At 61.4% G+C, this 21,179-nt stretch carries 31 protein-coding genes; all 31 read right to left on the bottom strand.

Annotation, left to right across the window (positions count from 1 at the left end; all coding sequences use genetic code 11):
- Positions 1-191 precede the first annotated feature (191 nt).
- Positions 192-983, bottom strand: a complete 792-nt coding sequence (locus NKH97_RS04755) for an ATP12 family chaperone protein (protein WP_023812074.1) — start codon at positions 981-983, stop codon at positions 192-194.
- 11 nt (positions 984-994) lie between these two features.
- A complete protein-coding gene (locus NKH97_RS04760) occupies positions 995-1,867 on the bottom strand; it encodes a DMT family transporter (protein ID WP_050592714.1) in 873 nt (290 codons plus the stop codon).
- A 62-nt stretch (positions 1,868-1,929) separates the two neighbouring features.
- The gene (locus NKH97_RS04765) at positions 1,930-2,910 is read right to left on the bottom strand and encodes an RluA family pseudouridine synthase (RefSeq protein WP_023812076.1); all 981 of its coding nucleotides are present in this window, start codon (positions 2,908-2,910) and stop codon (positions 1,930-1,932) included.
- Between the two features lie 62 nt (positions 2,911-2,972).
- Positions 2,973-3,347, bottom strand: coding sequence for a fluoride efflux transporter CrcB (gene crcB, locus NKH97_RS04770; protein ID WP_023812077.1), 375 nt, complete (start codon positions 3,345-3,347; stop codon positions 2,973-2,975).
- Positions 3,348-3,423: 76 nt separating this feature from the next.
- Positions 3,424-4,092 (bottom strand): hypothetical protein, encoded by a 669-nt coding sequence (locus NKH97_RS04775; RefSeq protein ID WP_245273248.1) that lies wholly within the window; start codon positions 4,090-4,092, stop codon positions 3,424-3,426.
- A gap of 256 nt (positions 4,093-4,348) precedes the next feature.
- Entirely contained in the window at positions 4,349-5,140 is a 792-nt protein-coding gene (locus tag NKH97_RS04780) for a hypothetical protein (RefSeq protein WP_245273249.1), read from the bottom strand.
- A gap of 100 nt (positions 5,141-5,240) precedes the next feature.
- Complete coding sequence (locus NKH97_RS04785; protein ID WP_023812078.1) at positions 5,241-6,071, bottom strand: aspartyl/asparaginyl beta-hydroxylase domain-containing protein; 831 nt, start codon at positions 6,069-6,071, stop codon at positions 5,241-5,243.
- Positions 6,072-6,242: 171 nt separating this feature from the next.
- The gene (locus NKH97_RS04790; protein WP_023812079.1) at positions 6,243-7,550 is read right to left on the bottom strand and encodes a replication-associated recombination protein A; all 1,308 of its coding nucleotides are present in this window, start codon (positions 7,548-7,550) and stop codon (positions 6,243-6,245) included.
- A 48-nt stretch (positions 7,551-7,598) separates the two neighbouring features.
- The gene (locus NKH97_RS04795; RefSeq protein WP_023812080.1) at positions 7,599-9,086 is read right to left on the bottom strand and encodes a DegQ family serine endoprotease; all 1,488 of its coding nucleotides are present in this window, start codon (positions 9,084-9,086) and stop codon (positions 7,599-7,601) included.
- A 200-nt stretch (positions 9,087-9,286) separates the two neighbouring features.
- Positions 9,287-9,718 (bottom strand): 50S ribosomal protein L17, encoded by a 432-nt coding sequence (rplQ, locus tag NKH97_RS04800; protein WP_013531439.1) that lies wholly within the window; start codon positions 9,716-9,718, stop codon positions 9,287-9,289.
- Positions 9,719-9,822: 104 nt separating this feature from the next.
- Positions 9,823-10,833, bottom strand: coding sequence for a DNA-directed RNA polymerase subunit alpha (locus tag NKH97_RS04805; RefSeq protein ID WP_023812081.1), 1,011 nt, complete (start codon positions 10,831-10,833; stop codon positions 9,823-9,825).
- A 102-nt stretch (positions 10,834-10,935) separates the two neighbouring features.
- A complete protein-coding gene (gene rpsK, locus NKH97_RS04810; RefSeq protein WP_006205444.1) occupies positions 10,936-11,325 on the bottom strand; it encodes a 30S ribosomal protein S11 in 390 nt (129 codons plus the stop codon).
- A gap of 161 nt (positions 11,326-11,486) precedes the next feature.
- On the bottom strand, positions 11,487-11,855 hold the full coding sequence (rpsM, locus tag NKH97_RS04815; RefSeq protein WP_013531437.1) for a 30S ribosomal protein S13: 369 nt from the start codon (positions 11,853-11,855) through the stop codon (positions 11,487-11,489).
- Between the two features lie 210 nt (positions 11,856-12,065).
- The gene (locus NKH97_RS04820; RefSeq protein WP_023812082.1) at positions 12,066-12,662 is read right to left on the bottom strand and encodes an adenylate kinase; all 597 of its coding nucleotides are present in this window, start codon (positions 12,660-12,662) and stop codon (positions 12,066-12,068) included.
- Entirely contained in the window at positions 12,659-13,999 is a 1,341-nt protein-coding gene (secY, locus tag NKH97_RS04825) for a preprotein translocase subunit SecY (protein ID WP_023812083.1), read from the bottom strand. Before secY ends, NKH97_RS04820 begins: the two co-directional genes overlap by 4 nt.
- Positions 14,000-14,191: 192 nt before the next feature.
- Entirely contained in the window at positions 14,192-14,668 is a 477-nt protein-coding gene (gene rplO, locus NKH97_RS04830) for a 50S ribosomal protein L15 (RefSeq protein WP_352441553.1), read from the bottom strand.
- A gap of 22 nt (positions 14,669-14,690) precedes the next feature.
- Entirely contained in the window at positions 14,691-14,888 is a 198-nt protein-coding gene (rpmD, locus tag NKH97_RS04835; RefSeq protein ID WP_006205449.1) for a 50S ribosomal protein L30, read from the bottom strand.
- A gap of 24 nt (positions 14,889-14,912) precedes the next feature.
- Entirely contained in the window at positions 14,913-15,476 is a 564-nt protein-coding gene (gene rpsE / locus NKH97_RS04840; RefSeq protein ID WP_006333394.1) for a 30S ribosomal protein S5, read from the bottom strand.
- 148 nt (positions 15,477-15,624) lie between these two features.
- A complete protein-coding gene (gene rplR, locus NKH97_RS04845; RefSeq protein ID WP_027038735.1) occupies positions 15,625-15,984 on the bottom strand; it encodes a 50S ribosomal protein L18 in 360 nt (119 codons plus the stop codon).
- Between the two features lie 139 nt (positions 15,985-16,123).
- Positions 16,124-16,657: a 50S ribosomal protein L6 gene (rplF, locus tag NKH97_RS04850; RefSeq protein WP_013895694.1), complete on the bottom strand. Its 534-nt coding sequence runs from the start codon at positions 16,655-16,657 to the stop codon at positions 16,124-16,126.
- An 89-nt stretch (positions 16,658-16,746) separates the two neighbouring features.
- Positions 16,747-17,145 (bottom strand): 30S ribosomal protein S8, encoded by a 399-nt coding sequence (rpsH, locus tag NKH97_RS04855; RefSeq protein ID WP_013531431.1) that lies wholly within the window; start codon positions 17,143-17,145, stop codon positions 16,747-16,749.
- 12 nt (positions 17,146-17,157) lie between these two features.
- On the bottom strand, positions 17,158-17,463 hold the full coding sequence (rpsN, locus tag NKH97_RS04860) for a 30S ribosomal protein S14 (protein WP_013895695.1): 306 nt from the start codon (positions 17,461-17,463) through the stop codon (positions 17,158-17,160).
- 27 nt (positions 17,464-17,490) lie between these two features.
- Positions 17,491-18,090: a 50S ribosomal protein L5 gene (gene rplE, locus NKH97_RS04865; RefSeq protein WP_013531429.1), complete on the bottom strand. Its 600-nt coding sequence runs from the start codon at positions 18,088-18,090 to the stop codon at positions 17,491-17,493.
- On the bottom strand, positions 18,083-18,397 hold the full coding sequence (rplX, locus tag NKH97_RS04870) for a 50S ribosomal protein L24 (protein WP_013531428.1): 315 nt from the start codon (positions 18,395-18,397) through the stop codon (positions 18,083-18,085). The genes rplE and rplX overlap by 8 nt, the downstream gene beginning before the upstream one ends.
- Before the next feature lie 12 nt (positions 18,398-18,409).
- A complete protein-coding gene (gene rplN, locus NKH97_RS04875) occupies positions 18,410-18,778 on the bottom strand; it encodes a 50S ribosomal protein L14 (RefSeq protein WP_006205457.1) in 369 nt (122 codons plus the stop codon).
- 83 nt (positions 18,779-18,861) lie between these two features.
- Positions 18,862-19,101: a 30S ribosomal protein S17 gene (rpsQ, locus tag NKH97_RS04880; RefSeq protein ID WP_010909280.1), complete on the bottom strand. Its 240-nt coding sequence runs from the start codon at positions 19,099-19,101 to the stop codon at positions 18,862-18,864.
- 11 nt (positions 19,102-19,112) lie between these two features.
- A complete protein-coding gene (rpmC, locus tag NKH97_RS04885) occupies positions 19,113-19,313 on the bottom strand; it encodes a 50S ribosomal protein L29 (RefSeq protein ID WP_006205459.1) in 201 nt (66 codons plus the stop codon).
- 13 nt (positions 19,314-19,326) lie between these two features.
- Positions 19,327-19,740 (bottom strand): 50S ribosomal protein L16, encoded by a 414-nt coding sequence (gene rplP / locus NKH97_RS04890; RefSeq protein WP_013531427.1) that lies wholly within the window; start codon positions 19,738-19,740, stop codon positions 19,327-19,329.
- A gap of 27 nt (positions 19,741-19,767) precedes the next feature.
- On the bottom strand, positions 19,768-20,493 hold the full coding sequence (gene rpsC, locus NKH97_RS04895) for a 30S ribosomal protein S3 (RefSeq protein ID WP_013531426.1): 726 nt from the start codon (positions 20,491-20,493) through the stop codon (positions 19,768-19,770).
- Positions 20,493-20,882, bottom strand: a complete 390-nt coding sequence (gene rplV / locus NKH97_RS04900) for a 50S ribosomal protein L22 (RefSeq protein ID WP_006205462.1) — start codon at positions 20,880-20,882, stop codon at positions 20,493-20,495. The genes rpsC and rplV overlap by 1 nt, the downstream gene beginning before the upstream one ends.
- Positions 20,883-20,884: 2 nt before the next feature.
- Positions 20,885-21,163, bottom strand: coding sequence for a 30S ribosomal protein S19 (gene rpsS / locus NKH97_RS04905; RefSeq protein ID WP_006205463.1), 279 nt, complete (start codon positions 21,161-21,163; stop codon positions 20,885-20,887).
- Between the last annotated feature and the right edge of the window lie 16 nt (positions 21,164-21,179).

Below are 21,179 nucleotides of genomic sequence, written 5' to 3' on the forward strand. Positions count from 1 at the left end.
TGCGTTATCCTCCCGTGAGACCCGTTCTCGATGCTGCGCGACACCGTCCGCGTTCTCCTCCGAGCACGGACTCAACGACAGCCATTCGGAAAAATGACAGAAAGCGCCTGCCAAAGGCAGCGCGTCTTTGGGATTATGACTTTGGTATTAGGTGCACTGCGGGATGAATCCGGGCGAGCTGGGAAAACTCCTTAGCGCTTGAGCGCTTCCAGCAGGCCGACAGCAGCCATCATGTCGCGCTTGCGAGCCGCGCGGCGGGCAACGGCCTCCGCATCCTGCCCCCAATGCTCGATCTGCCAGTCCTCGTCGACATGGGCAGCGGCCCAGGCAGGATCGGCATCGAGTTCGCCGAAATCGACAGCCAGCGCCAGCAGAGCCGAACCGGTCAGCGACGTCATCACATGGATGGCGGCGAGCCGCAGCGGCTCTGTTCGCTGGGCAAGATGGCTGCCCAGCACGGCGATGGTCTCGCGCGGCTGCTCGACATGGATGATGCCCTCGGCGAGATTGAAGCGGACCCCGAGTGTTCCCCTCACCCAGTCTATCACCGGGTCCCAATGCTGGCTCTGCCGCTCCACCAGCCCTTGCGGTGCGTCGGCGCGATAGCAGAGCAGATCGGATGAGGCAAAGCGCAGGATATCCTCCAGCACCGCCTGGGGGTCGCTGGCGACACCGTCGATGGCGGTGTTGACGAGACGCATCACCGGCATGGTCACCGGATCGATGGTCTCGCTTTGGGCGGCGAATTCGTCGGCGACAAGCACTGCTGCTGCCTCGGTAGGCAGCGCCAGCAGCGCCTTGCTCGGGGTGCGCACCGGCTTGCCGTCGAGATGCACGGCAAACCCATTGTCGACAGGTGCGACAGAGGCGGCCTTGTAGAAGCGCTTCGGCAGATGCGTCTTCATCTGGATCTGGGCGCGACGCACCGGATCGGGATGGGAAAGATATTTGCCCGCTTCGAGGTCGTTGAGGATATCACGCATGAAGGTCTCTCTTACACCGGCGTCAGCTTGCGCGCCGGCCGGTTGACGATGATCAGGCCGGCGGCAATTAGGCCAAGTGCCAGGAAAATGCGCATGGTCAGCGGCTCATTCAAGAACATGGCGCCGCACAGCACGCCGAAAACCGGCGACAGGAAGGTGAAACTGGACAGGCCTGATGCCGGATAGCGCCGCAGCAGCCAGAACCACAGCACATAGGTGAAGGCGACGATGTAGACAGCCTGGAAAAGCAGCGCCAAAGTCGGCAGCACGGTCGGATCGCGAACGGGCGGGCCGGCGAGAGGCAGCACCAAGACGCCTACGATCGCTGCCCCGGCGAGCTGGTAAAGCAGAAGCTTTTCGGCGCTCGCCTCGACCAGCTTCGACCGCTTGATGAGGATGTTGGTCAAAGCCCAGAAGAATCCGGAGCCGAGGCTCAGGAGATCGCCGAACAGCATGTCTCCGCCGCCGCCGAGCTTGTCGGAAAACACCGCGGCAAGACCGGCAAAGGCCAGCAGCAGGCCAAGGAATTTTCTCAACGTGATCTGCTCGCCAAGCAGGAAATGGCCGCCGAGCAGCATCCAGAACGGCATCGTGTTGACCAGCAGCGTGTTGCGGGCAACGGTCGTATGCTCCAGGCCGACATAAAGGCAAAGGAACTCGATGCCGAAAAGCGCGCCAACCGCGATGCCGGCGAGCAAGGTCCCGTCGCGCGTGAAAAGCGCGATGCCGCGCCACCGGCACCAGGCAAAGACACACAGGCCGCCGATGATCGAGCGCGCGATCGATAGGAAAACCGGATCATAGCCAGCGTAGGAGATCTTGGCGGCGACGTAATTCAGCCCCCAGGAAAAGGTCAGCCCGACCATGATGGCGGCGGCGGCCATGTCGACCGTGTCGCGACGATCAAGCGTATCGGTGGCGAGCCCGTCGGTGGCGCCGCTCACGATCAGTCCTCCGCGCTGGCGTCGTCGAAGCCGATCAGGTTCCAGCTCTGTCGCATGTGCGGCGGCATTGGCGCGGTGACATCGATGACGCCCTTGTCGGGATGCGGAATGATGATGCGGCGCGCATGCAGATGCAGGCGGTTTTGAATGCCGCCGGGAAAGTCCCAGTTGGTGTCGGCCTCGAAATATTTCGGATCGCCCAGGATCGGACAGCCGATGTGGGCGGCATGAACGCGAAGCTGGTGGGTGCGGCCGGTATAAGGCTCCATCTCCAGCCAGGTCATCGTCTGCGCCGCCTGCTCGATGATGCGGTAGTAGGACACAGCGTGGTCGGCGCCCTTTTCACCATGCGCGGCGACCCGCACGCGGTCACCGTCCGGCGTCGGCTCCTTGATCAGCCAGGTCGAGATCTTGTCCTCGCGCTTGGGCGGCACGCCCTTAACCAGCGCCCAATAGGTCTTCTTGGTCTCGCGGGCGCGAAACGCTTCCGAGAGCTTCATGGCGGCCAGCCGGCTACGGGCGACGACCAGAACACCCGAAGTGTCGCGGTCGAGCCTGTGAACCAATCTGGGCTTCTCGCCCTTCTGGTTGCGCCAGGCTTCCAGCATGTCGTCGACATTGCGGGTGACGCCCGAGCCGCCCTGCACCGCAAGGCCCGCCGGCTTGTTGAAGACGAAAACCTTAGGGTCCTCATGGATCAGCATCTTGGCGAGAACATCGGCATCGCCCTGGTTGCGGATCGAGTGGCCGGTCAGCGCACTCTCGCCCTTCTTGTCGACCTCGAGCGGTGGGACGCGAACCATCTGGCCGGGCTCGACACGGGTGTCGGCCTTGACCCGGCCGCCGTCGACACGGATCTGGCCGGAGCGCAGAAGCTTCTGCAAATGGCCGAAACCAAGGCCCGGGAAATGGGTCTTGAACCAGCGGTCGAGCCGCATGCCCGCCTCGCCGGCCTCCACCGTGATCTGTTCAACGCCTGCCATGTTTTTTGTCGCTTATCCGTTTCCCGAGCGAAGCTCGGCCTGTTCTTGGCGCGGCAATAGCACTAAGGCAGGCTTCTTGCGAGCCAAAGTCCCAGAAACAGGGCGATAATGGCGCCAACGACGCTGGCAAGGGCATAAGCCAGTGCAGGCAGCGTGGCTCCCCGCTCCCACAGCGTCGCGAAATCGAGCGAAAAGGCGGAGAAGGTGGTGAAGCCGCCAAGAATGCCGGTAGCAACGAACAGCCTGACCTCGTTCGATCCGCCACGGCGCATCATGGAGGCGATGAACAGCCCCATGGCGAAGGAGCCGATGACGTTGATGGCCATCGTGCCCCAGGGATAGTTTGGGCCGACAAGGCGCAATGCGCCGATGTTGGTGAGGTGACGAATTCCGGCACCGATGCCGCCACCGACGACGACGAGAAGCAGATTGAACATGACCGTTTACTGCCCCCGCACGGCTGCCCGGTCAATCCCTTGTTGCGCGCGCAACCGCACGGATCGGCCGAGTTCGTCACCACTCAGGCGTTGCCCATCTCGGATATTTTTTCCTGAACTCGTTATAGAGGTCATCGATCTCCGCTTTGCCGATTGGGCGCACCTGTTCGTAGAGGTAGCCCTTGACGTCGCCGGACAGCTGGTACGCCGCGATGCGCCTGTATGCTGCGGCGATGCCTTTGCCCTCGACAATGTATTGGTCCGGTATCGAGACACAGAGCTGCGCGCCCGGCTGCAGATGGATAACGGGCGGGTCGGTCACGACAACGTATTTGGACTTCAACGTCGCCGGTCTGAATCGATCGCGACTATCGACCTGACAAGCCCACTCGATGCGAGGGTAAAGGTCCTTGTCCATTTCATACAGCAATGAATCGCTCATCATCCCGCTGGATGCAAACACCGACAACCGGTCCTCAGGTCCCATCTTTCCAAGAAGGTCATCGATAAGGCGCCTGTATTCTGGAAGATTGTCGAGGTGCAGCGGGAGCGTGGCTTCGCTGGCAAAGACGTAGCTGATCGGTGACAGCACCTGGCGGCCAGTCGGGAAAAAAGTACCGAAAAACGCCAGCCCGGCGGCAACGGCTATCGCGGCGTTCGACCATAGCGATCTCAGTGCCGGCATCGAAACGATCGCAACGATTGCCTGGGCGTAGGCAGGAAAGAGCCAAAGAAATACTGGCACCGAATGATGGCGATCCGGGTCCTGCATGCGGGTGAAGAGGACGAAGGTGAGTGCCGAAGCAACGGCACAGAACAGGGAAAATCTGTTTTTCGGCGTATGATGGAGATGTAAAGGCCAAATACGATCAACAGCCAGTTCACATAGCTGAGCCGCGATCCTACCTGGCCAAGCTGTGAACCGAAGTTTGTCTTGTATCCGCTGTAAAGGTCGCCATAGCTGGTTCCCAGTATCTTGAGGATCAGGGGTTGCTGGAAGGTCAGCGCGGCTCCGATACCACGAGGATCGCACACAGGCTCCCGACGGCGGCATTGCGGAGTGCCGGAAAGTCCCGGTCTTTCGCCTGCAGAAAACAGAAGAAGGCTGCGGAAATTCCGACCCCGATGACGGGATAGGCGTACCAGCGGCGCAGCACGAATGCCAACCACAGGCATACGCCGACACGTATTCCGCTGATCACCGGTTCATGGGTCAGGAACCTCGATTTCCAGAGAAAATAGGTTGCCGCGCAAAGCGCGAAACAGCCGGCAATGTCAGGCAACCCACGGAGCGTCGCCGCCCAGAAGGGCGTGTAGAGAAAGGCCGCAATCCATACGGTGAGCCAGCTTCGGCATGAAGATGTTCCGGTCGCCGCCTCCAGATAGCTTATTCTGCCGATGAGAAGAGCGGTCGGGACCAGATAAACAGCGACTGTTCCGGCGATGTAGGAAAACCTCGAATCGCCAAAAATGATGTGAAACGGCATCAGCGGCACCAGGATCGCCGCACTGTAGTCATCCGTGGCTATCGAGGTTCTCAGGTGGCTGAGCCATTCGAGAGGGCTCTGAACCAAGAGCGTGCCTTGCTGGCTGAACGTGTCGAAATAGGCAGCGAAGTCCCAGTAATAGACAGGCTGTTCAAGCCCTACATAGGTGAGAGCAAGAGCAACTCCCAGCAGAGCGGTGCACACATAGGTCGTTGCCCAAAATCCGAGAGATCTGTTCTTCGTCACTTGAAGCCGCCAGGAGGGGAGAGGCAGAACTGTCAAAGTCAGCCCGGGGCCGCCGTTCATGCAGCCAGGAGCCGTTCCGGCGCATGAGCGGCCACAAGGATGGGCCAAATCTCACATGCGGAGCACCCAAATGCCGCCGGCAGCGCCGGTTCTCTAAAGCTCAGGTCGTCCCGGCATTTTTCGGCTTGGTCGAGCCGATCATCTTCCAGTTCTTGTAGAACATGGAATTGATGCGCTCGACGCTGACCGAGACGATGGCGAGCATGCCCGCGATGAGACGGGGAACCGGAGACGGCCTGATAATGTCCATGAACACGCAGTAGCGGCGGCCGTCATACTCGTTGACCGAGCGATGCAGCAGCGTGTCGTCGAAGATGAACAGCGGATTGTCGTACCAGTAATTCTTGACGTTGCCGCACTCGACGAAAATCTCCGACTTCACCGGGATCAGATTGTAGAGGATGCGCAGGCTGAGCCGCAGCGGGCCGAAATGCCAGGACGTCGATTCGCGCTTGCTGAAGACGGAAACGGCTATGGTCTTGATATATTTGAAATCCTTGTTGAACTCGGCGACATTATCGATCCTGTGCTTGCCGTACCACTGGTAGACATACATGCCGCGCCGGCCGGCGCCGAAATTGGCGTCGATGTCGGCAATGATCTCATCCTTGCGCGCTTTGAAGATGTCCAGGACCTCGTTGACCTCGCGCTGATAGTCGGCGGGAAACTGCTCCAGCTTCCAGACGCCCGGATTTCTGTAGCACATGAGGTCGACCAGCAGATTGAACGGCGAAAGCAGCCAGGTGAACAGGCCGTTGCCGAGAAAATAGCCTGAGAACAGCGACAGATCCTTGCGGTCGTTGCGCAGCACGTCGATCAGGCCGCAGATGATGAAGATCGTCGTCAGGATGGGAATGAAATAGAAGCCAAGGGCGAGAAGCGGGATGGCAATGGCGAACTTGCGAAGGGATTTGCGAAGGGTTTTTGTCATTTTTCCACGCGCGAAGCGCGATCCTGTTGCGAATGAGGTGCCCAAATCAAGGCAACGGCCACCGCCCGGCCGTGCGCCTTGATAAGGTTTTTTGGGTTACCACACAACGGCCCTGCTATCGTGGCCGGCTGGCTGCCTGGCGGATCTGGTCAACGGCCTCACGCAAACCCGCTATTCCCGCTCCTTGCGCAGCTTCGCCCAATAGTCGAGCCGCTTCCTGATATCGCGCTCGAAGCCGCGCTCGGGCGGATCATAGAAGGTCTGGCGGCCCATCTTCTCCGGAAAATAATCCTGCCCCGAAAAGGCGTCCGGCTCGTCATGGTCGTAACGATAGCCGGCGCCGTAATCCTCCGCTTTCATCAGCTTTGTCGGCGCGTTGAGGATGTGCTTGGGCGGCAGCAGCGAGCCGTGTTCCTTGGCGGCCCGCGTGGCGGCCTTGAAAGCATTGTAGACGGCGTTGGATTTGGGCGCGGTGGCGAGATAGACGGTGGCCTCGGCAAAAGCCAGCTCGCCCTCGGGCGAGCCGAGATAGTCGTAGGCATCCTTGGCGGCATTGGCGACGACAAGCGCCTGCGGGTCGGCAAGGCCGATGTCTTCCATGGCCATGCGCACCAGCCGGCGGCCTAGATAGAGTGGATCCTCGCCCGCATCGAACATGCGTGCGAGATAGTAGAGAGCCGCGTCAGGGTCTGAACCGCGTACCGATTTGTGCAGCGCCGAGATCAGATTGTAATGGCCGTCCTGGCCCTTGTCGTAGATCGGAGCGCGGCGCTGGACGATGCGCTGCAGACCCTCGGGATCGAAGACCTCGCCGGGTTTGGCTGCCCGCCAGACTTCTTCCGCGAGCGTCAGCGACGCCCGGCCGTCGCCATCGCTCATGCGGATGAGCATGGCCCGCGCCTCGTCGTCGAGCGGCAGCGCCCTGCCCTCGGTCTCCTCCGCCCGCACCATCAGCTTGGAGATGCTCTCCTCGCCAAGCGAATGGAAGACCAGAACGCGCGCGCGTGACAACAAAGCGGCATTCAGTTCGAAGGACGGGTTTTCGGTCGTGGCGCCAACCAGCACGACTGTCCCGTCCTCCATGACCGGGAGAAAGCTGTCTTGCTGGGCACGGTTGAAGCGATGGATCTCGTCGACGAACAGCAAGGTCTGGCGGCCATTGGTGCGGCGCAATTTGGCCGCTTCGAACACCTTTTTCAGGTCGGCGACGCCGGAAAAGACAGCCGATATCTGCTCGAAGGCCAGGCTGGTTTCGCCGGCAAGCAGGCGCGCTACGGTGGTCTTGCCGGTGCCGGGCGGCCCCCAGAAGATCATCGAGCCGAGCGAGCCGGAACCGATCAATCGGGTCAGCGCGCCGTCAGGGCCGGTCAGATGCTCCTGGCCGACGACCTCGCCAAGGTTTCTCGGCCGCAGCCTGTCGGCCAGCGGCCGCCCGGGCGGGGTCTTTTCCGGTTCATCGACGCTGAACAGATCGGCCATGCACTTCTTTTTCGTTGGAGCATGAGCCCGAATGCACGGAGCCCAGCCCTAATAACGCAACACCTGACGCATTATCTGCCCGCCGCGCTCGACGGTAAAGCGCCACCAGCGCGTATCCGTCTTGGCCGCCAGCTCCAGGGTCGCCGCGGTATCGATGGTGGTGCCGTTCACCTCACGCACGATGTCGCCCGGCTGGAAGCCGAAATCGGCGGCCGGAGAATCGCGGTTGATGTCGACCACGGTGACGCCCTTGATGTCCGTGCGCAGGCCAAGCCGCTGCGCGAGCCGGGGCGACAGCTCCGCGACCTTGGCGCCCGAAAACGGGCTGCGGCCATGCAGCGTCACCTCGGCAGCCTTCATGCCTTCCGGAGCACGCTCCAGCGCTATATCCATCGCCGCTTGCTGGCCCTTGGTCAAAACCGCGAAATTGGCGGTGGTACCGATCGACAGCGTCGCCATCCGGTAGTCCAGCGCTTCGATGCTCTCGACCGGCTTGCCGTTGAGCTGCAGCACCACGTCGCCGGGCTTGAGCCCTGCCTTGGCGGCCGGACCGGTCGCTTCGACCGACGAGACCAGCGCACCGGTCGGCTTCTCCATGCCGAGCGATTCGGCGATCTGCGGCGTCACCGCTTCGAACTCGGCGCCGACATAGGGCCGCTCGAAGAAGTCGAGCCCGGCCTTGGCCGCGTCGGCAAAAGCGCGAACCATATTCGAGGGAATGGCAAAGCCAATGCCGATCGAACCACCGCTGCGGCTGTAGATGGCGGTGTTGATGCCCACCAGCTGGCCGCCCATGTTGATCAGCGCACCGCCGGAATTGCCCGGATTGATGGCGGCGTCGGTCTGGATGAAGAAGCTGGAATCGGAGACGCCGATATGGCTGCGGGCCAATGCCGAGACGATGCCGCTGGTGGTGGTTTGGCCGACGCCGAAGGGGTTGCCGATGGCCAGCAGCAGGTCGCCGACCTCAAGCGCGTCGGAATCGCCGATGGCGATAACCGGAAACGGCTTGTCCGAGGTGATCTTGAGCACGGCGAGGTCGAGTGTCTCGTCCTTGAGCAGCACCTTGCTGTCGAACTCGCGTCCGTCCGCCGTCGCCACCTTGACCCGGTCGGCATCCTTGATGACGTGGTAATTGGTGACCACGACGCCGGTCGGATCGACCAGCACGCCGGAGCCGAGCGAAGACTGCGCACGCGGCTGCGAGCGGCCGAAGAATTCCTCGAAGAACGGATCGCCGTCGAAAGGCGACGTCACCTTGGCGGTCTGCGAGGCATAGACGTTGACCACCGCCGGGGCTGTCTGCTTGACCAGCGGCGCAAAGGACAATTGCACCTCCTCGCGGCCGAAGGGTACGCGCTTGTCGGGCCCAGCCGTGGCGTTTTCGCCTTCCACGCCATGCAGCAGGTCGGTCAGCACATCGGACAGGCCGGGATCCGTCTTGGTATCCTCGGCCAATGCTTGCCTGACCACCGGTGCGGCCGCAAACGCCATGACGGCGAAAAGCAGAACAAAGGGCAGTCTTCTGGCGCGCATTCGCGAATCCTCCAAGGCAGGTTCGGGGGCATTGTCCCGACGATTGTGCAAAATGAAAGGCTAAGCCGCTGAAATCCGACTATTTTGGGCCAAAACCCCAGGGCCAAGCCAGGAAATCGGATTCCGCCGCGGTTTGCTGCTTTCAGAAAACAAAAAAGGGGCCCGCAGGCCCCTTTGAAGTCATTTGGGAAAACCGAGCCTTATGCGGCTGCGGCGTCCGCGTCAGCGCTTTCGGCTTCGATGCGAGCGCGGTCGCCTGCGCCCTTGGCCGAGACGTCGCGATCGACGAACTCGATGACAGCCATGGCGGCGTTGTCACCGTGACGGAAGCCCGCCTTCATGATGCGCAGATAGCCGCCATTGCGGTTGGCGTAGCGCGGCGCGATGGTATCGAACAGACGCTTGACGACGCCTTCATTGCCGATCTGCGCAATGACCTGGCGGCGGGCGTGCAGGTCGCCGCGCTTGCCGAGCGTCACCAGCTTCTCGACGATCGGACGCAGGTCCTTCGCCTTCGGCAAGGTCGTGACGATCTGCTCGTGCTCGAGCAGCGACACGGCGAGGTTGGCGAACATCGACTTGCGATGGCTAATGCTTCGGGCGAAGCGACGGCCTTTGAAACCGTGGCGCATGGCTCTTTTCCTTCTTCAGTTGTTCAAGAGGCCGTGGCCTCTGATGGTTTTCCGCATGACCGTCGGATCGAGCGGCCCACGCCGCCGATCCTTGGAATTCATGCTCAATATTGGTCTTCGTAACGCTTAGCGAGGTCTTCGATATTTTCCGGCGGCCAGTCCGGCACTTCCATGCCGAGGTGCAGGCCCATCGCCGCCAGGACTTCCTTGATCTCGTTCAGCGACTTGCGGCCGAAGTTCGGGGTGCGGAGCATCTCGGCTTCGGTCTTCTGGATCAGGTCGCCGATATAGACGATGTTGTCGTTCTTCAGGCAGTTGGCCGAACGCACCGAAAGCTCGAGTTCGTCGACCTTCTTGAGCAGCGCCGGGTTGAAGGCGAGCTCGGTGACGGCCTCGGCGGCGACTTCCTTTTGCGGCTCGTCGAAGTTGACGAACAGGCCGAGCTGGTCCTGCAGGATGCGGGCGGCGAAAGCCACCGCGTCCTCGCCGGTGATCGAACCGTCGGTGTCGATCGTCATGGTCAGCTTGTCATAGTCGAGAACCTGACCCTCGCGGGTGTTCTCGACCTTGTAGGAGACCTTCTTGACCGGCGAATAAAGGCTGTCGACCGGGATCAAGCCGATCGGCGCGTCTTCGGCGCGGTTGCGGTCGGCCGGCACGTAACCCTTGCCGGTGTCGACGGTGAATTCCATGCGGATTTCAGCGCCTTCGTCCAGCGTGCAGATGACGTGGTCGGGGTTGAGGATCTCGACGTCGCCAACCGTCTGGATGTCACCGGCAAGAACAGCACCCGGTCCCTGCTTGCGAACGACCATGCGCTTGGGACCATCGCCTTCCATGCGGATGGCGATTTCCTTGATATTCAAGACGATGTCGGTCACGTCCTCGCGCACACCGGCGATGGACGAGAATTCATGCAGAACGCCGTCGATCTGCACGGCGGTAACAGCCGCACCGCGCAGCGAAGACAGAAGCACGCGGCGCAGCGCGTTGCCCAGCGTCAGGCCAAAGCCACGCTCGAGAGGCTCGGCGACCAGCGTGGTCAGCGTCTTCTTCTTCGACGAGAACTCGATCTTGTTCGGCTTGATCAGTTCCTGCCAATTTTTCTGGATCATGATGCTTTCCTTCCGTTGACCCGCCACCATCCAATCGTGGCGGGCGACCTGGAATGCCGCGGAGGAGCGCCCAAGGGCGCTCGCGCGGCGTTCGATAAATGCTTAGACGCGACGCTTCTTGCGCGGGCGGCAGCCATTGTGCGGGATCGGCGTCACATCACGGATCGACGTGATGGTGAAGCCGGCGGCCTGCAGGGCGCGCAATGCCGATTCACGACCGGAGCCGGGCCCGCAGACCTCGACTTCGAGCATGCGCATGCCGTGTTCCTGGGCCTTCTTGGCAACATCCTCGGCAGCCATCTGGGCAGCGAACGGGGTCGACTTGCGCGAACCCTTGAAGCCCTGGGCACCGGCCGACGACCAGGCAATCGAATTGCCCTGCGCGTCGGTGATGGTGATCATCGTGTTGTTGAAGGTCGAATTGACGTGGGCAACGCCCGACGAGATATTCTTGCGTTCGCGACGGCGAACACGAGCGGCTTCCTTGGCCATGATAGTCCTTTCAGTTGATCTCTACACCGCCGTAATGCCAGCGGCTCCACCTTCGTAAGGGAGTAGGGGAATAGGGCAGTAAGGGAGTAGGGAAAAGTGCGGCCCGATTGATGGGCATTCCCTACTGCCTTACTCCCCTACTCCCTTATTCCCCTAACAAATTACTTCTTCTTGCCGGCGATCGACTTGGCCGGGCCCTTGCGGGTGCGCGCATTGGTATGCGTGCGCTGGCCGCGGACCGGCAGCGAGCGGCGGTGACGCAGGCCGCGGTAGCAGCCGAGGTCCATGAGCCGCTTGATGTTCATAGAGACTTCGCGGCGCAGGTCGCCTTCAACCTGGTAATCGCGGTCGATGGTTTCGCGGATCTGCAGCACTTCCGCGTCGGTCAGCTGGTTGACGCGGCGCTCGGCCGGGATGCCGACCTTGTCGACGATCTCCTGGGCGAACCGCTTGCCAATGCCGTGAATGTACTGAAGCGCAATGACAACGCGCTTGTTGGTCGGAATGTTGACGCCGGCTATACGAGCCATGTTCTTCCCTTCTCCATGTGGGCCGGCCAATCCTCAAAAACGAGGCGGGCACGGCGCTGTCTTAAGTTGCCCCGCGTCCGGTGGAGGCCGGCCCATGCGGGAGTTTCCAGTTCAATGCGGCTGCCTTGCCCTTGCGGACAAGCAAAGCTCATGCCTGATAGGAAGACGGGCCGCCATACCGCAGCGAACCGCTTCCGTCAAGTGCAATCGTTAATTTCCCCGCACTGCGTCCTTGAGCACCGCTTCGATCTGTTCCGTCACGGCGTCGATATCGGCCATGCCGTCGACACTGCGGAGCTTGCCCTTGGCATAGTAGTAGCCAATCAGCGGCGACGTCTTCTTGTAGTATTCCCTCAGGCGCTCTTCGAACACCGTCGGGTTGTCGTCCTTGCGAACGGGAAGGCCGGCTGCCTGCGCCTCGTCGGCGCGCTTGACGATCCGGCCAACCAGAGCCTTGTCGTCGACCACGAGCTCAATGACGGCGTCGAGGGCCTGGGAGCGATCCAACAGCATCTGCTCGACCGCATCCGCCTGCACCAGGGTCCGCGGATAGCCGTCGAGGATGAACCCCTTGGCGCAGTCGGGCTGATCGATACGCTCGGCGACGATCGCGTTGACGATCGCATCGGACACCAGTTCACCGGCATCCATCACCGCCTTGGCGCGCTTGCCGACTTCGGTGCCTGCCTGGACGGCAGCACGCAGCATGTCGCCCGTCGAGAGCTGGGGTATGCCGTGTTTTTCTACCAGTCTTTGTGCTTGCGTCCCCTTGCCCGCTCCTGGCGGCCCAAGCAATATCAACCTCATCTGGCTTTCTTCCCCCCGCGCAGCTTCGACTTCTTGATCAGGCCTTCATACTGGTGCGCAATCAGGTGGCCCTGAATCTGCGCAACCGTATCGAGCGTGACACTGACCACGATCAGAAGCGATGTGCCACCAAGGTAGAATGGTACGCCAGTCGCCGAGATCAGGAACTCCGGCAGCAGGCACACCAGCACCAGATAGATGGCGCCGACGACGGTGATGCGGGTGAGAACGTAATCGATGTAATCGGCGGTGCGCTCGCCCGGACGATAACCCGGGATGAAGCCTGAATGCTTCTTGAGCTGGTCGGCGGTGTCCTTCGGGTTGAAGACAATCGCAGTGTAGAAGAAAGCGAAGAACGCGATCATCGCCGCATAGAATGCCATGTAGAGCGGCTGGCCATGTCCGAGTGCAGCCAGAATGGTGCTTGCCCAGGCCGGCATGTTGGTCGTCTGCGAGAAACCCGCGACGGTGGCCGGCAGCAACAGCAGCGACGAGGCGAAGATCGGCGGAATGACACCCGACGTGTTGAGCTTCAGCGGCAGATGCGAGGTATCGCCCTGGAACATGCGGTTGCCGACCTGGCGCTTCGGATACTGGATCAGCAAGCGGCGCTGGGCGCGCTCGAAGAACACGATGAGTGCGATGACGACGACGGCCAGCACGATGATCGCCAGGATCAGGCCGGTCGACAGCGCGCCGGTGCGGCCAAGCTCCAGCGTGCCGGAGATGGCGTGCGGCAGGCCGGCGACGATGCCGGAGAAGATGATCAGGGAAATGCCGTTGCCGATGCCGCGCGCGGTTATCTGCTCGCCCAGCCACATCAGGAACATGGTGCCGCCGACCAGCGTGACAACGGTCGAGATGCGGAAGAACATGCCGGGATCGCTGACGATGCCGTTGCCGCCTTCCAGACCGACAGAAATGCCATAGGCCTGAACCAGCGCAAGCAGCACGGTGCCGTAGCGCGTGTATTGGTTGATGACCTTGCGGCCCTGTTCGCCTTCCTTCTTCAGCGCTTCCAGTGACGGGATGACCGAGGTCATCAGCTGCATGATGATGGACGCGGAGATGTAAGGCATGATGCCGAGCGCAAAGATCGCCATGCGCTGCACGGCGCCGCCGGCGAACATGTTGAACATGCCAAGCACGCCCTTGCTCTGCGAAGAGAATGCCTGGGCGAAGGCGTCGGGATTGATACCAGGAAGCGGGATGTAGGTGCCGAGGCGATAGACGAGCAGCGCGCCGATCGTGAACCAGATGCGCTTCTTCAAATCCTCCGCCTTGGCGAAGGCCGAGAAATTCAGATTCGAGGCTAATTGTTCAGCAGCCGAAGCCATGCCTGATTCTCCGCTTGGTAACGCTTGATGGCCCTGAGGTCAGGCGGCGCGTTTCACCGAAGCTCACGAGATAAGCTCCGGGCTCTAAACATGCAAGCGGCCGCGTTGACGCGGCCGCCTCGTTGAGCAGATCAAAGCGCAATCGTGAGCAAAAACGGATCCCACTCTTGCCGATCGCGCTTCAAATTGCCGTTACTCGGCAGCTGCCTTTTCCTGCGGCAGCTTGACCGAACCGCCGGCCTTTTCGATCTTCTCGATCGCGGCCTTGGAGGCGCCGGCGACGTCAAAGGCGAGCTTCGCCTTGATCTCGCCATCCGAGAGGATGCGCACGCCGTCCTTGACGCGGCGGATGACGCCGGCGGCAACCAGCGATTCAGCCGTCACGGTCGCCTTGGCATCGAGCTTCTTGGCGTCGATGGCCACCTGAATGCGGGCCAGCGACACGACAGTGAAGCTCTTGGCGAAGATGTTGTTAAAGCCACGCTTCGGCAGGCGCCGGTAGAGCGGCATCTGGCCACCCTCGAAACCGTTGACGGCGACGCCGGAGCGCGCCTTCTGGCCCTTGACGCCGCGACCGCCGGTCTTGCCCGAGCCGGAGCCGATACCACGGCCGAGACGCTTCTTGGAGTGCGTCGCGCCGTCCTTGTCACGCAGATCGTTGAGTTTCATCTGAGTTCTCCTGCGCTCTGGCTCAGCCCTCGTCCACGACGCGGACGAGATGCTGGACGGCAGCGATCATGCCGCGCACGGAGGGCGTATCTTCCAGCGTGCGCTGCTTGTGCATCTTGTTGAGGCCGAGGCCGACCAGCGTTGCGCGCTGTTCCTTCGGACGGCGGATCGGCGAACCGATCTGCTCAACGGTGATGGTCTTGGTTGCTTTCTTGGCCATGGTCAAAATCCCTGGTCAGATCGACTATTCTTCAGCCGCAACGGCGGTGCCGCGGCGGGCCTGAAGGGTCGAATACTTGATGCCGCGAGCAGCAGCCACATCCTTGGGATGCATCTGGCTCTTCAGCGCGTCGAAGGTGGCGCGAACCATGTTGTAGGGGTTCGACGAACCCATCGACTTGGCGACCACGTCATGCATGCCGAGCGTCTCGAAGACAGCGCGCATCGGGCCACCGGCGATGATGCCGGTACCTTGCTTGGCGGCGCGCAGCAGCACGCGTCCGGCGCCCCAGCGTCCTTCGACGTCATGGTGCAGCGTACGGCCCGAGCGCAGCGGCACGAAGATCATGTCGCGCTTGGCCGATTCAGTTGCCTTGCGGATGGCTTCCGGCACTTCGCGCGCCTTGCCGTGACCAAAGCCGACGCGGCCCTTCTGGTCGCCGACGACGACGAGTGCTGCAAAACCGAAGCGACGGCCGCCCTTGACGACCTTGGCGACGCGGTTGATGTGGACGAGCTTGTCCACCATGCCGTCATCGCGTTCTTCACGATCGCGGCCGCGGCCGCCATCCCTACGTTCCTGTGCCATATCCTGTTCCTTGTTTTTTTCCGGAAGCACGGTTGCTAATAAGATCCGGTGCCTCGCCCCGAATAAATCGGGAAACGGTCACCGGGGGCGAAATCAATTTCTTCGCATAATCCCTATCCGAAAAGTCTGCAACTTTTCGGGACTATGCTTAAAAGCTCAAGCCACCTTCGCGGGCAGCCTCGGCGAGCGCCTTGACGCGGCCGTGATAAATGTAGGCGCCGCGGTCGAAGACGACTTCCTTGACGCCGGCCTTGGTGGCGCGCTCGGCGATCAGCTTGCCGATCGCTGCGGCGGCGGCGGTGTCGGCGCCGGTCTTGAGCGAACCCTTGAGGTCCTTCTCGAGCGTCGAAGCGGCAGCGATGGTGTGGCCCTTGGCGTCGTCGATGACCTGCACGTAGATGTTCTTCGACGTGCGGTGGACCGACAGACGCGGGCGCTCGCCGGCGACCTTCTTGATCTGACGGCGGACGCGCTGCGCGCGGCGCTGCGTGGATTCCTTGGTACCCATGATGGTCTTCCTTGCCTTCAAAAAACGGGGGCCGCCATATGCGGCAGGCGAAAGCGCCTCCCGCGACCGCTCCCCGCGGCGTTACACTTCCCAGCTTGGCCTTTTCCGAAAAGTCTTGGACTTTTCGAGGCCAGGCCCACTACTTCTTCTTGCCTTCCTTGCGGACGATCTTCTCGCCAGCATAGCGGACGCCCTTGCCCTTGTAGGGCTCCGGACCACGATACTCGCGGATCTCGGCCGCAACCTGGCCGACCTGCTGCTTGTCGATGCCGGCCACGGTGATTTCGGTCGGCTTCGGCACCGTGATGGTGATGCCGGCCGGCGTCTCATAGACGACGTCATGGCTGAAGCCAAGCGCCAGCTGCAGGTTCTTGCCCTGAAGTGCCGCGCGATAACCGACGCCGGTGATCTCGAGCTTCTTCTCGAAACCGTCCTTGACGCCCTGCAGGATGTTGACGATCTGCGTGCGCGACATGCCCCACTTGGAGCGGGCGGTCTTGGTCTGGTCGCGCGGCTGGACAGCGATCTCGCTGCCTTCCATCTTGACCAGGACTTCGTCGTTCACCACGAACTTCAGCTCACCCTTGGGGCCCTTCGCCGTCACGGTCTGGCCGTTGACGGTCGCGGTCACGCCCTGCGGCAGCGAAACGGGTTTCTTTCCAATACGAGACATTTTGTTGTCCTCGTCACTTCTCTTGTTTCAGGTCTCTGTCTTCGGGAACGATCCGAAGACCGGATTCCACTTTGCGGTCAACTGCCAGATCAGAAGATCTGGCAGAGGATCTCACCGCCGACGTTCTGTTCACGTGCTTCGTGGTCGGCCATCACGCCCTTCGGTGTCGAAAGGATGGCGATGCCGAGGCCGTTGGCGACCTGCGGAATCGACTTGGCCGAAACATAGACGCGGCGGCCTGGCTTCGAGACGCGGGCGATTTCGCGCACGACCGGCGCGCCGTCGAAATACTTCAGCTCGATCTCGATTTCGGACTTGCCGTTGTCGAAGTCGGTCTGGCTGTAATCGCGGATATAGCCTTCAGCCTTCAGCACGTCGAGGACGCGGGTGCGCAGACGCGAAGCCGGCGTCGAAACGCTCGACTTCTTGCGGCCATACGCGTTGCGGATGCGGGTCAGCATATCGCCGAGAGGATCGCTCAATGACATGTTATGTCCTCCTTACCAGCTCGACTTGACCAGGCCCGGGATCTGGCCGTTATTGCCGAGATCACGAAGCGCGATGCGCGATACTTTGAGCTTGCGATAGTAGGCGCGCGGACGGCCGGTGACTTCGCAGCGGTTGCGGATGCGGATCTTGGCCGAGTTGCGCGGCATGGCGGCAAGCTTGAGCTGAGCGCGGAAGCGCTCTTCCATCGGCTTGGACTGATCCATGATGATCGCCTTGAGCGCAGCCCGCTTGGGACCGTACTGGTCGGCAAGCTTGCGGCGCCTGTTGTTCTTCTCGACTGAGCTGGTCTTTGCCATTTCAGATTTTTCCTTTTCTCGCTGCCGTTACTGGCGGAAGGGGAAGTTGAAGGCCTTGAGCAATGCCCTGGCTTCGTCGTCCGTCTTCGCAGTCGTACAAACGATGACGTCCATGCCCCAGATCTGATCAACCTTGTCGTAGTTGATCTCCGGGAACACGATGTGTTCCTTGATGCCCATGGCGTAGTTGCCACGGCCATCGAAGCTCTTCGGATTCAGTCCGCGAAAGTCGCGGACGCGCGGCAGTGCGATGTTCACGAGGCGGTCGAGGAACTCGTACATGCGTTCCTTGCGCAACGTGACCTTGGCACCGATCGGCATCTTCTCGCGGACCTTGAAGCCGGCGATCGAATTGCGGGCGCGGGTGACGACGGCCTTCTGGCCGGCGATCATCGCCAGGTCTTCGGCCGCGATCGAAGGCTTCTTCGAATCGGCGGTCGCTTCGCCAACGCCCATGTTCAGCACGATCTTGTCGATGCGCGGAACCTGCATCTCGTTGTCGTAGCCGAACTGTTCCTGCAGCGCCTTGCGGATGGTCTCGTTGTAGACCTGCTTGAGGCGCGGCGTGTTCTGAGCCTTGGACTGTTTGCTTTCAGCCTTGGGCTTCGTGGTTTGAGCCTTAGCCATTGATGACTTCTCCCGAGCGCTTGGCGACGCGCACCTTCTTGCCGTCCTTCTGGAAGATGAAGCCGACGCGGGTCGGCTTGCCATCCTTGGGGTCGGCCAGCGCGATGTTCGACAGCTGGATCGGCGCTTCCTTGGTGATGATCCCGCCCTCTTGGGACTGGGACTGCTTCTGGTGACGGCGGATCATGTTGACGCCGCGCACCAGCGCGGTGTCTTCCTTCGGCTGCACCGAGAGGACTTCGCCCGAACGGCCCTTGTCCTTGCCGGCCAGCACGACGACCTTGTCGCCTTTTCTAATCTTTTGCATTGGTCCGGCTCCTTACAGCACTTCAGGCGCGAGCGAGATGATCTTCATGTGGTTCTTGGCGCGGAGTTCGCGCGGAACCGGTCCGAAGATACGCGTGCCGATCGGCTCTTTCTTGTTGTCGACGAGAACGGCCGCGTTCTTGTCGAAACGGATCACGCTGCCGTCCGGGCGGCGGATGTCCTTGGCCGTGCGAACCACGACCGCCTTCATCACATCGCCCTTCTTCACGCGGCCGCGCGGAATGGCTTCCTTGATCGACACCACGATGATGTCGCCCACGGAAGCGTATTTCCGCTTCGAGCCGCCCAGCACCTTGATGCACATGACACGACGGGCGCCGGAATTATCCGCGACGTCGAGGTTTGTTTGCATCTGAATCATGACTGGCCGCCTTCTTCTCTTCTAACGGGATGGGCTCAAAGCCCCTCCCCGGTCTGTCCAAAATTCGTTGTTTACGCCCGAGGTCAGGCTTGGTCCGAAGACACGACGATCCAGCGCTTGTCCTTGGAAATCGGCTTCGATTCCTGGATGAACACCTGATCGCCTACCTTGTGGGCGTTGTTCTCGTCGTGCGCCTTGTACTTCTTGGTCATGCGCACGGTCTTCTTCATCACGGGATGCGTGAAGCGCCGTTCGACCTTGACGACAACCGTCTTCTCGTTCTTGTCGCTGACGACGGTGCCCTGCAGAATGCGCTTTGGCATGGTTTTCGTCCTTAAGCCTTCTTAGCCGCGGACTTTTCCGCAGCGATGGTCTTGATACGCGCAATATCCTTACGGACCTGTCTCACGCGCGCGGTCTTCTCGAGCTGGCCGGTGGCCTTCTGGAAGCGCAGGTTGAACTGCTCCTTCTTCAGGCTGGCCAGGTCGTCGGTCAGCTGGTCCTGGGTCTTGGTCCGGATGTCTTCGGCTTTCATGATCAGCCCGTCCTTATTCTGCGATGCGCTGCACGAAGCGCGTCTTGACCGAGAGCTTGGCCGCGCCGAGACGCAGTGCCTCACGGGCGGTTTCTTCATTGACGCCGTCGATCTCGAACATGATACGGCCCGGCTTGACGCGCGCCGCCCAGTAGTCGACCGCACCCTTGCCCTTACCCATGCGGACTTCGGTCGGCTTCGAAGTGACCGGCACGTCCGGGAAAATACGGATCCAGACGCGACCAGCGCGCTTCATTTCACGCGTGATCGCGCGGCGGGCCGCCTCGATCTCACGTGCGGTGACGCGGTTCGGCTCAAGCGCCTTCAGCCCGAAACCACCGAAATCCAGGTTGGTGCCGCCCTTTGCGGTACCATGGATACGGCCCTTGAACTGCTTGCGGAACTTTGTGCGCTTTGGCTGCAGCATCGTTCTAACTCCAAATTCCTAAATGTCTCAGGCGTTTTCGCGACGACGACCGCGTTCGCGATCACCACCACCGCCATGCGCTGCATCGCTTTCGCTGGCCCGACGCTCCGAAGCCATCGGGTCATGCTCAAGGATTTCGCCCTTGAACACCCAGACCTTGACGCCGCAGATGCCATAAGCCGTGTGCGCTTCGGCCGTACCGTAGTCGACGTCCGCACGCAGCGTATGCAGCGGCACGCGGCCTTCGCGATACCATTCCATGCGCGCGATCTCGGCGCCGCCGAGGCGGCCGGCGCAGTTGATGCGGATGCCTTCGGCACCGAGGCGCATCGCCGATTGAACGGCACGCTTCATGGCGCGGCGGAACGCGATACGACGCTCGAGCTGCTGGGCGATCGACTGGGCGACCAGGGTCGCGTCGATTTCCGGCTTGCGCACTTCAACGATGTTGAGGTGCGTCTCGGACTTCGTCATCTCCATCAGCTTCTTGCGAAGCTTCTCGATGTCGGCGCCCTTCTTGCCGATGATCAGACCCGGGCGCGCGGCGTGGATGGTGACGCGGCACTTCTTGTGCGGACGCTCGATCACGACCTTCGAGATGGCAGCCTGCTTGAGCTCCTTCTCGAGATACTTGCGGATCTTGATGTCCTCATGCAGCAGCTTGCCGTACTCGCCGGTGTTCGCGAACCAGCGCGAATCCCAGGTGCGGTTGATGCCGAGGCGAAGACCGATCGGATTGACTTTCTGGCCCATTATGCGGCCTCCCCTTTTTCTTCGACTTCACGAACGACGATCGTGAGGTGCGAGAACGGCTTCTCGATACGGCTGGCGCGACCGCGACCACGGGCATGGAACCGCTTCATGACGATCGACTTGCCGACATAGGCTTCCGCCACGATCAGTGCATCGACATCCAGGTCGTGGTTGTTTTCCGCGTTGGCGATTGCCGATTCCAGCGTCTTCTTGACCGTGCCGGAAATCCGCTTGGCCGAGAATTCGAGATCGGAAAGCGCTGTCGCGACCTTCTTGCCGCGGATCAGCGCGGCAACGAGGTTGAGCTTCTGCGGGCTGATACGGATCGTGCGCAATACGGCGCGCGCTTCGTTATCAGCAAGCCTGCGCGGAGCTTTGGCCTTGCCCATGATTATTTCCTCTTCGCCTTCTTATCCGCGCCGTGACCGTAATAGGTCCGGGTCGGAGCGAATTCACCGAACTTGTGACCGACCATGTCCTCGTTCACCGAGACGGGAACATGCTTCTGGCCGTTGTAGACACCGAAGGTGAAGCCGACGAACTGCGGCAGGATGGTGGAGCGACGGCTCCACATCTTGATCACCTCATTGCGACCACCTTCACGAACCTTGTCCACCTTCTTGAGAAGGTAGCCGTCAATGAAGGGGCCTTTCCAAATCGAACGAGTCACTTGGCGTTACCTCTTC

The organism is Mesorhizobium sp. M0870 (assembly GCF_040319775.1).
In the GTDB taxonomy this organism is placed as follows: Bacteria; Pseudomonadota; Alphaproteobacteria; order Rhizobiales; family Rhizobiaceae; genus Mesorhizobium.

Excerpts from the sequence above, each read along its gene's own strand:
- NKH97_RS04755 (WP_023812074.1), bottom strand. The coding sequence starts at position 983 with ATGCGTGATATCCTCAACGACCTCGAAGCGGGCAAATATCTTTCCCAT.
- NKH97_RS04760 (WP_050592714.1), bottom strand. The coding sequence starts at position 1,867 with ATGGCCGCCGCCGCCATCATGGTCGGGCTGACCTTTTCCTGGGGGCTG.
- NKH97_RS04765 (WP_023812076.1), bottom strand. The coding sequence starts at position 2,910 with ATGGCAGGCGTTGAACAGATCACGGTGGAGGCCGGCGAGGCGGGCATG.
- crcB (WP_023812077.1), bottom strand. The coding sequence starts at position 3,347 with ATGTTCAATCTGCTTCTCGTCGTCGTCGGTGGCGGCATCGGTGCCGGA.
- NKH97_RS04780 (WP_245273249.1), bottom strand. The coding sequence starts at position 5,140 with ATGAACGGCGGCCCCGGGCTGACTTTGACAGTTCTGCCTCTCCCCTCC.
- NKH97_RS04785 (WP_023812078.1), bottom strand. The coding sequence starts at position 6,071 with ATGACAAAAACCCTTCGCAAATCCCTTCGCAAGTTCGCCATTGCCATC.
- NKH97_RS04790 (WP_023812079.1), bottom strand. The coding sequence starts at position 7,550 with ATGGCCGATCTGTTCAGCGTCGATGAACCGGAAAAGACCCCGCCCGGG.
- NKH97_RS04795 (WP_023812080.1), bottom strand. The coding sequence starts at position 9,086 with ATGCGCGCCAGAAGACTGCCCTTTGTTCTGCTTTTCGCCGTCATGGCG.
- rplQ (WP_013531439.1), bottom strand. The coding sequence starts at position 9,718 with ATGCGCCACGGTTTCAAAGGCCGTCGCTTCGCCCGAAGCATTAGCCAT.
- NKH97_RS04805 (WP_023812081.1), bottom strand. The coding sequence starts at position 10,833 with ATGATCCAGAAAAATTGGCAGGAACTGATCAAGCCGAACAAGATCGAG.
- rpsK (WP_006205444.1), bottom strand. The coding sequence starts at position 11,325 with ATGGCCAAGGAAGCCGCTCGTGTTCGCCGTCGCGAACGCAAGAATATC.
- rpsM (WP_013531437.1), bottom strand. The coding sequence starts at position 11,855 with ATGGCTCGTATAGCCGGCGTCAACATTCCGACCAACAAGCGCGTTGTC.
- NKH97_RS04820 (WP_023812082.1), bottom strand. The coding sequence starts at position 12,662 with ATGAGGTTGATATTGCTTGGGCCGCCAGGAGCGGGCAAGGGGACGCAA.
- secY (WP_023812083.1), bottom strand. The coding sequence starts at position 13,999 with ATGGCTTCGGCTGCTGAACAATTAGCCTCGAATCTGAATTTCTCGGCC.
- rplO (WP_352441553.1), bottom strand. The coding sequence starts at position 14,668 with ATGAAACTCAACGATCTGCGTGACAAGGACGGCGCGACGCACTCCAAG.
- rpmD (WP_006205449.1), bottom strand. The coding sequence starts at position 14,888 with ATGGCCAAGAAAGCAACCAAGACCATCACCGTTGAGCAGATCGGTTCG.
- rpsE (WP_006333394.1), bottom strand. The coding sequence starts at position 15,476 with ATGGCACAGGAACGTAGGGATGGCGGCCGCGGCCGCGATCGTGAAGAA.
- rplR (WP_027038735.1), bottom strand. The coding sequence starts at position 15,984 with ATGGGTACCAAGGAATCCACGCAGCGCCGCGCGCAGCGCGTCCGCCGT.
- rplF (WP_013895694.1), bottom strand. The coding sequence starts at position 16,657 with ATGTCTCGTATTGGAAAGAAACCCGTTTCGCTGCCGCAGGGCGTGACC.
- rpsH (WP_013531431.1), bottom strand. The coding sequence starts at position 17,145 with ATGTCATTGAGCGATCCTCTCGGCGATATGCTGACCCGCATCCGCAAC.
- rpsN (WP_013895695.1), bottom strand. The coding sequence starts at position 17,463 with ATGGCAAAGACCAGCTCAGTCGAGAAGAACAACAGGCGCCGCAAGCTT.
- rplE (WP_013531429.1), bottom strand. The coding sequence starts at position 18,090 with ATGGCTAAGGCTCAAACCACGAAGCCCAAGGCTGAAAGCAAACAGTCC.
- rplX (WP_013531428.1), bottom strand. The coding sequence starts at position 18,397 with ATGCAAAAGATTAGAAAAGGCGACAAGGTCGTCGTGCTGGCCGGCAAG.
- rplN (WP_006205457.1), bottom strand. The coding sequence starts at position 18,778 with ATGATTCAGATGCAAACAAACCTCGACGTCGCGGATAATTCCGGCGCC.
- rpsQ (WP_010909280.1), bottom strand. The coding sequence starts at position 19,101 with ATGCCAAAGCGCATTCTGCAGGGCACCGTCGTCAGCGACAAGAACGAG.
- rpmC (WP_006205459.1), bottom strand. The coding sequence starts at position 19,313 with ATGAAAGCCGAAGACATCCGGACCAAGACCCAGGACCAGCTGACCGAC.
- rplP (WP_013531427.1), bottom strand. The coding sequence starts at position 19,740 with ATGCTGCAGCCAAAGCGCACAAAGTTCCGCAAGCAGTTCAAGGGCCGT.
- rpsC (WP_013531426.1), bottom strand. The coding sequence starts at position 20,493 with ATGGGCCAGAAAGTCAATCCGATCGGTCTTCGCCTCGGCATCAACCGC.
- rplV (WP_006205462.1), bottom strand. The coding sequence starts at position 20,882 with ATGGGCAAGGCCAAAGCTCCGCGCAGGCTTGCTGATAACGAAGCGCGC.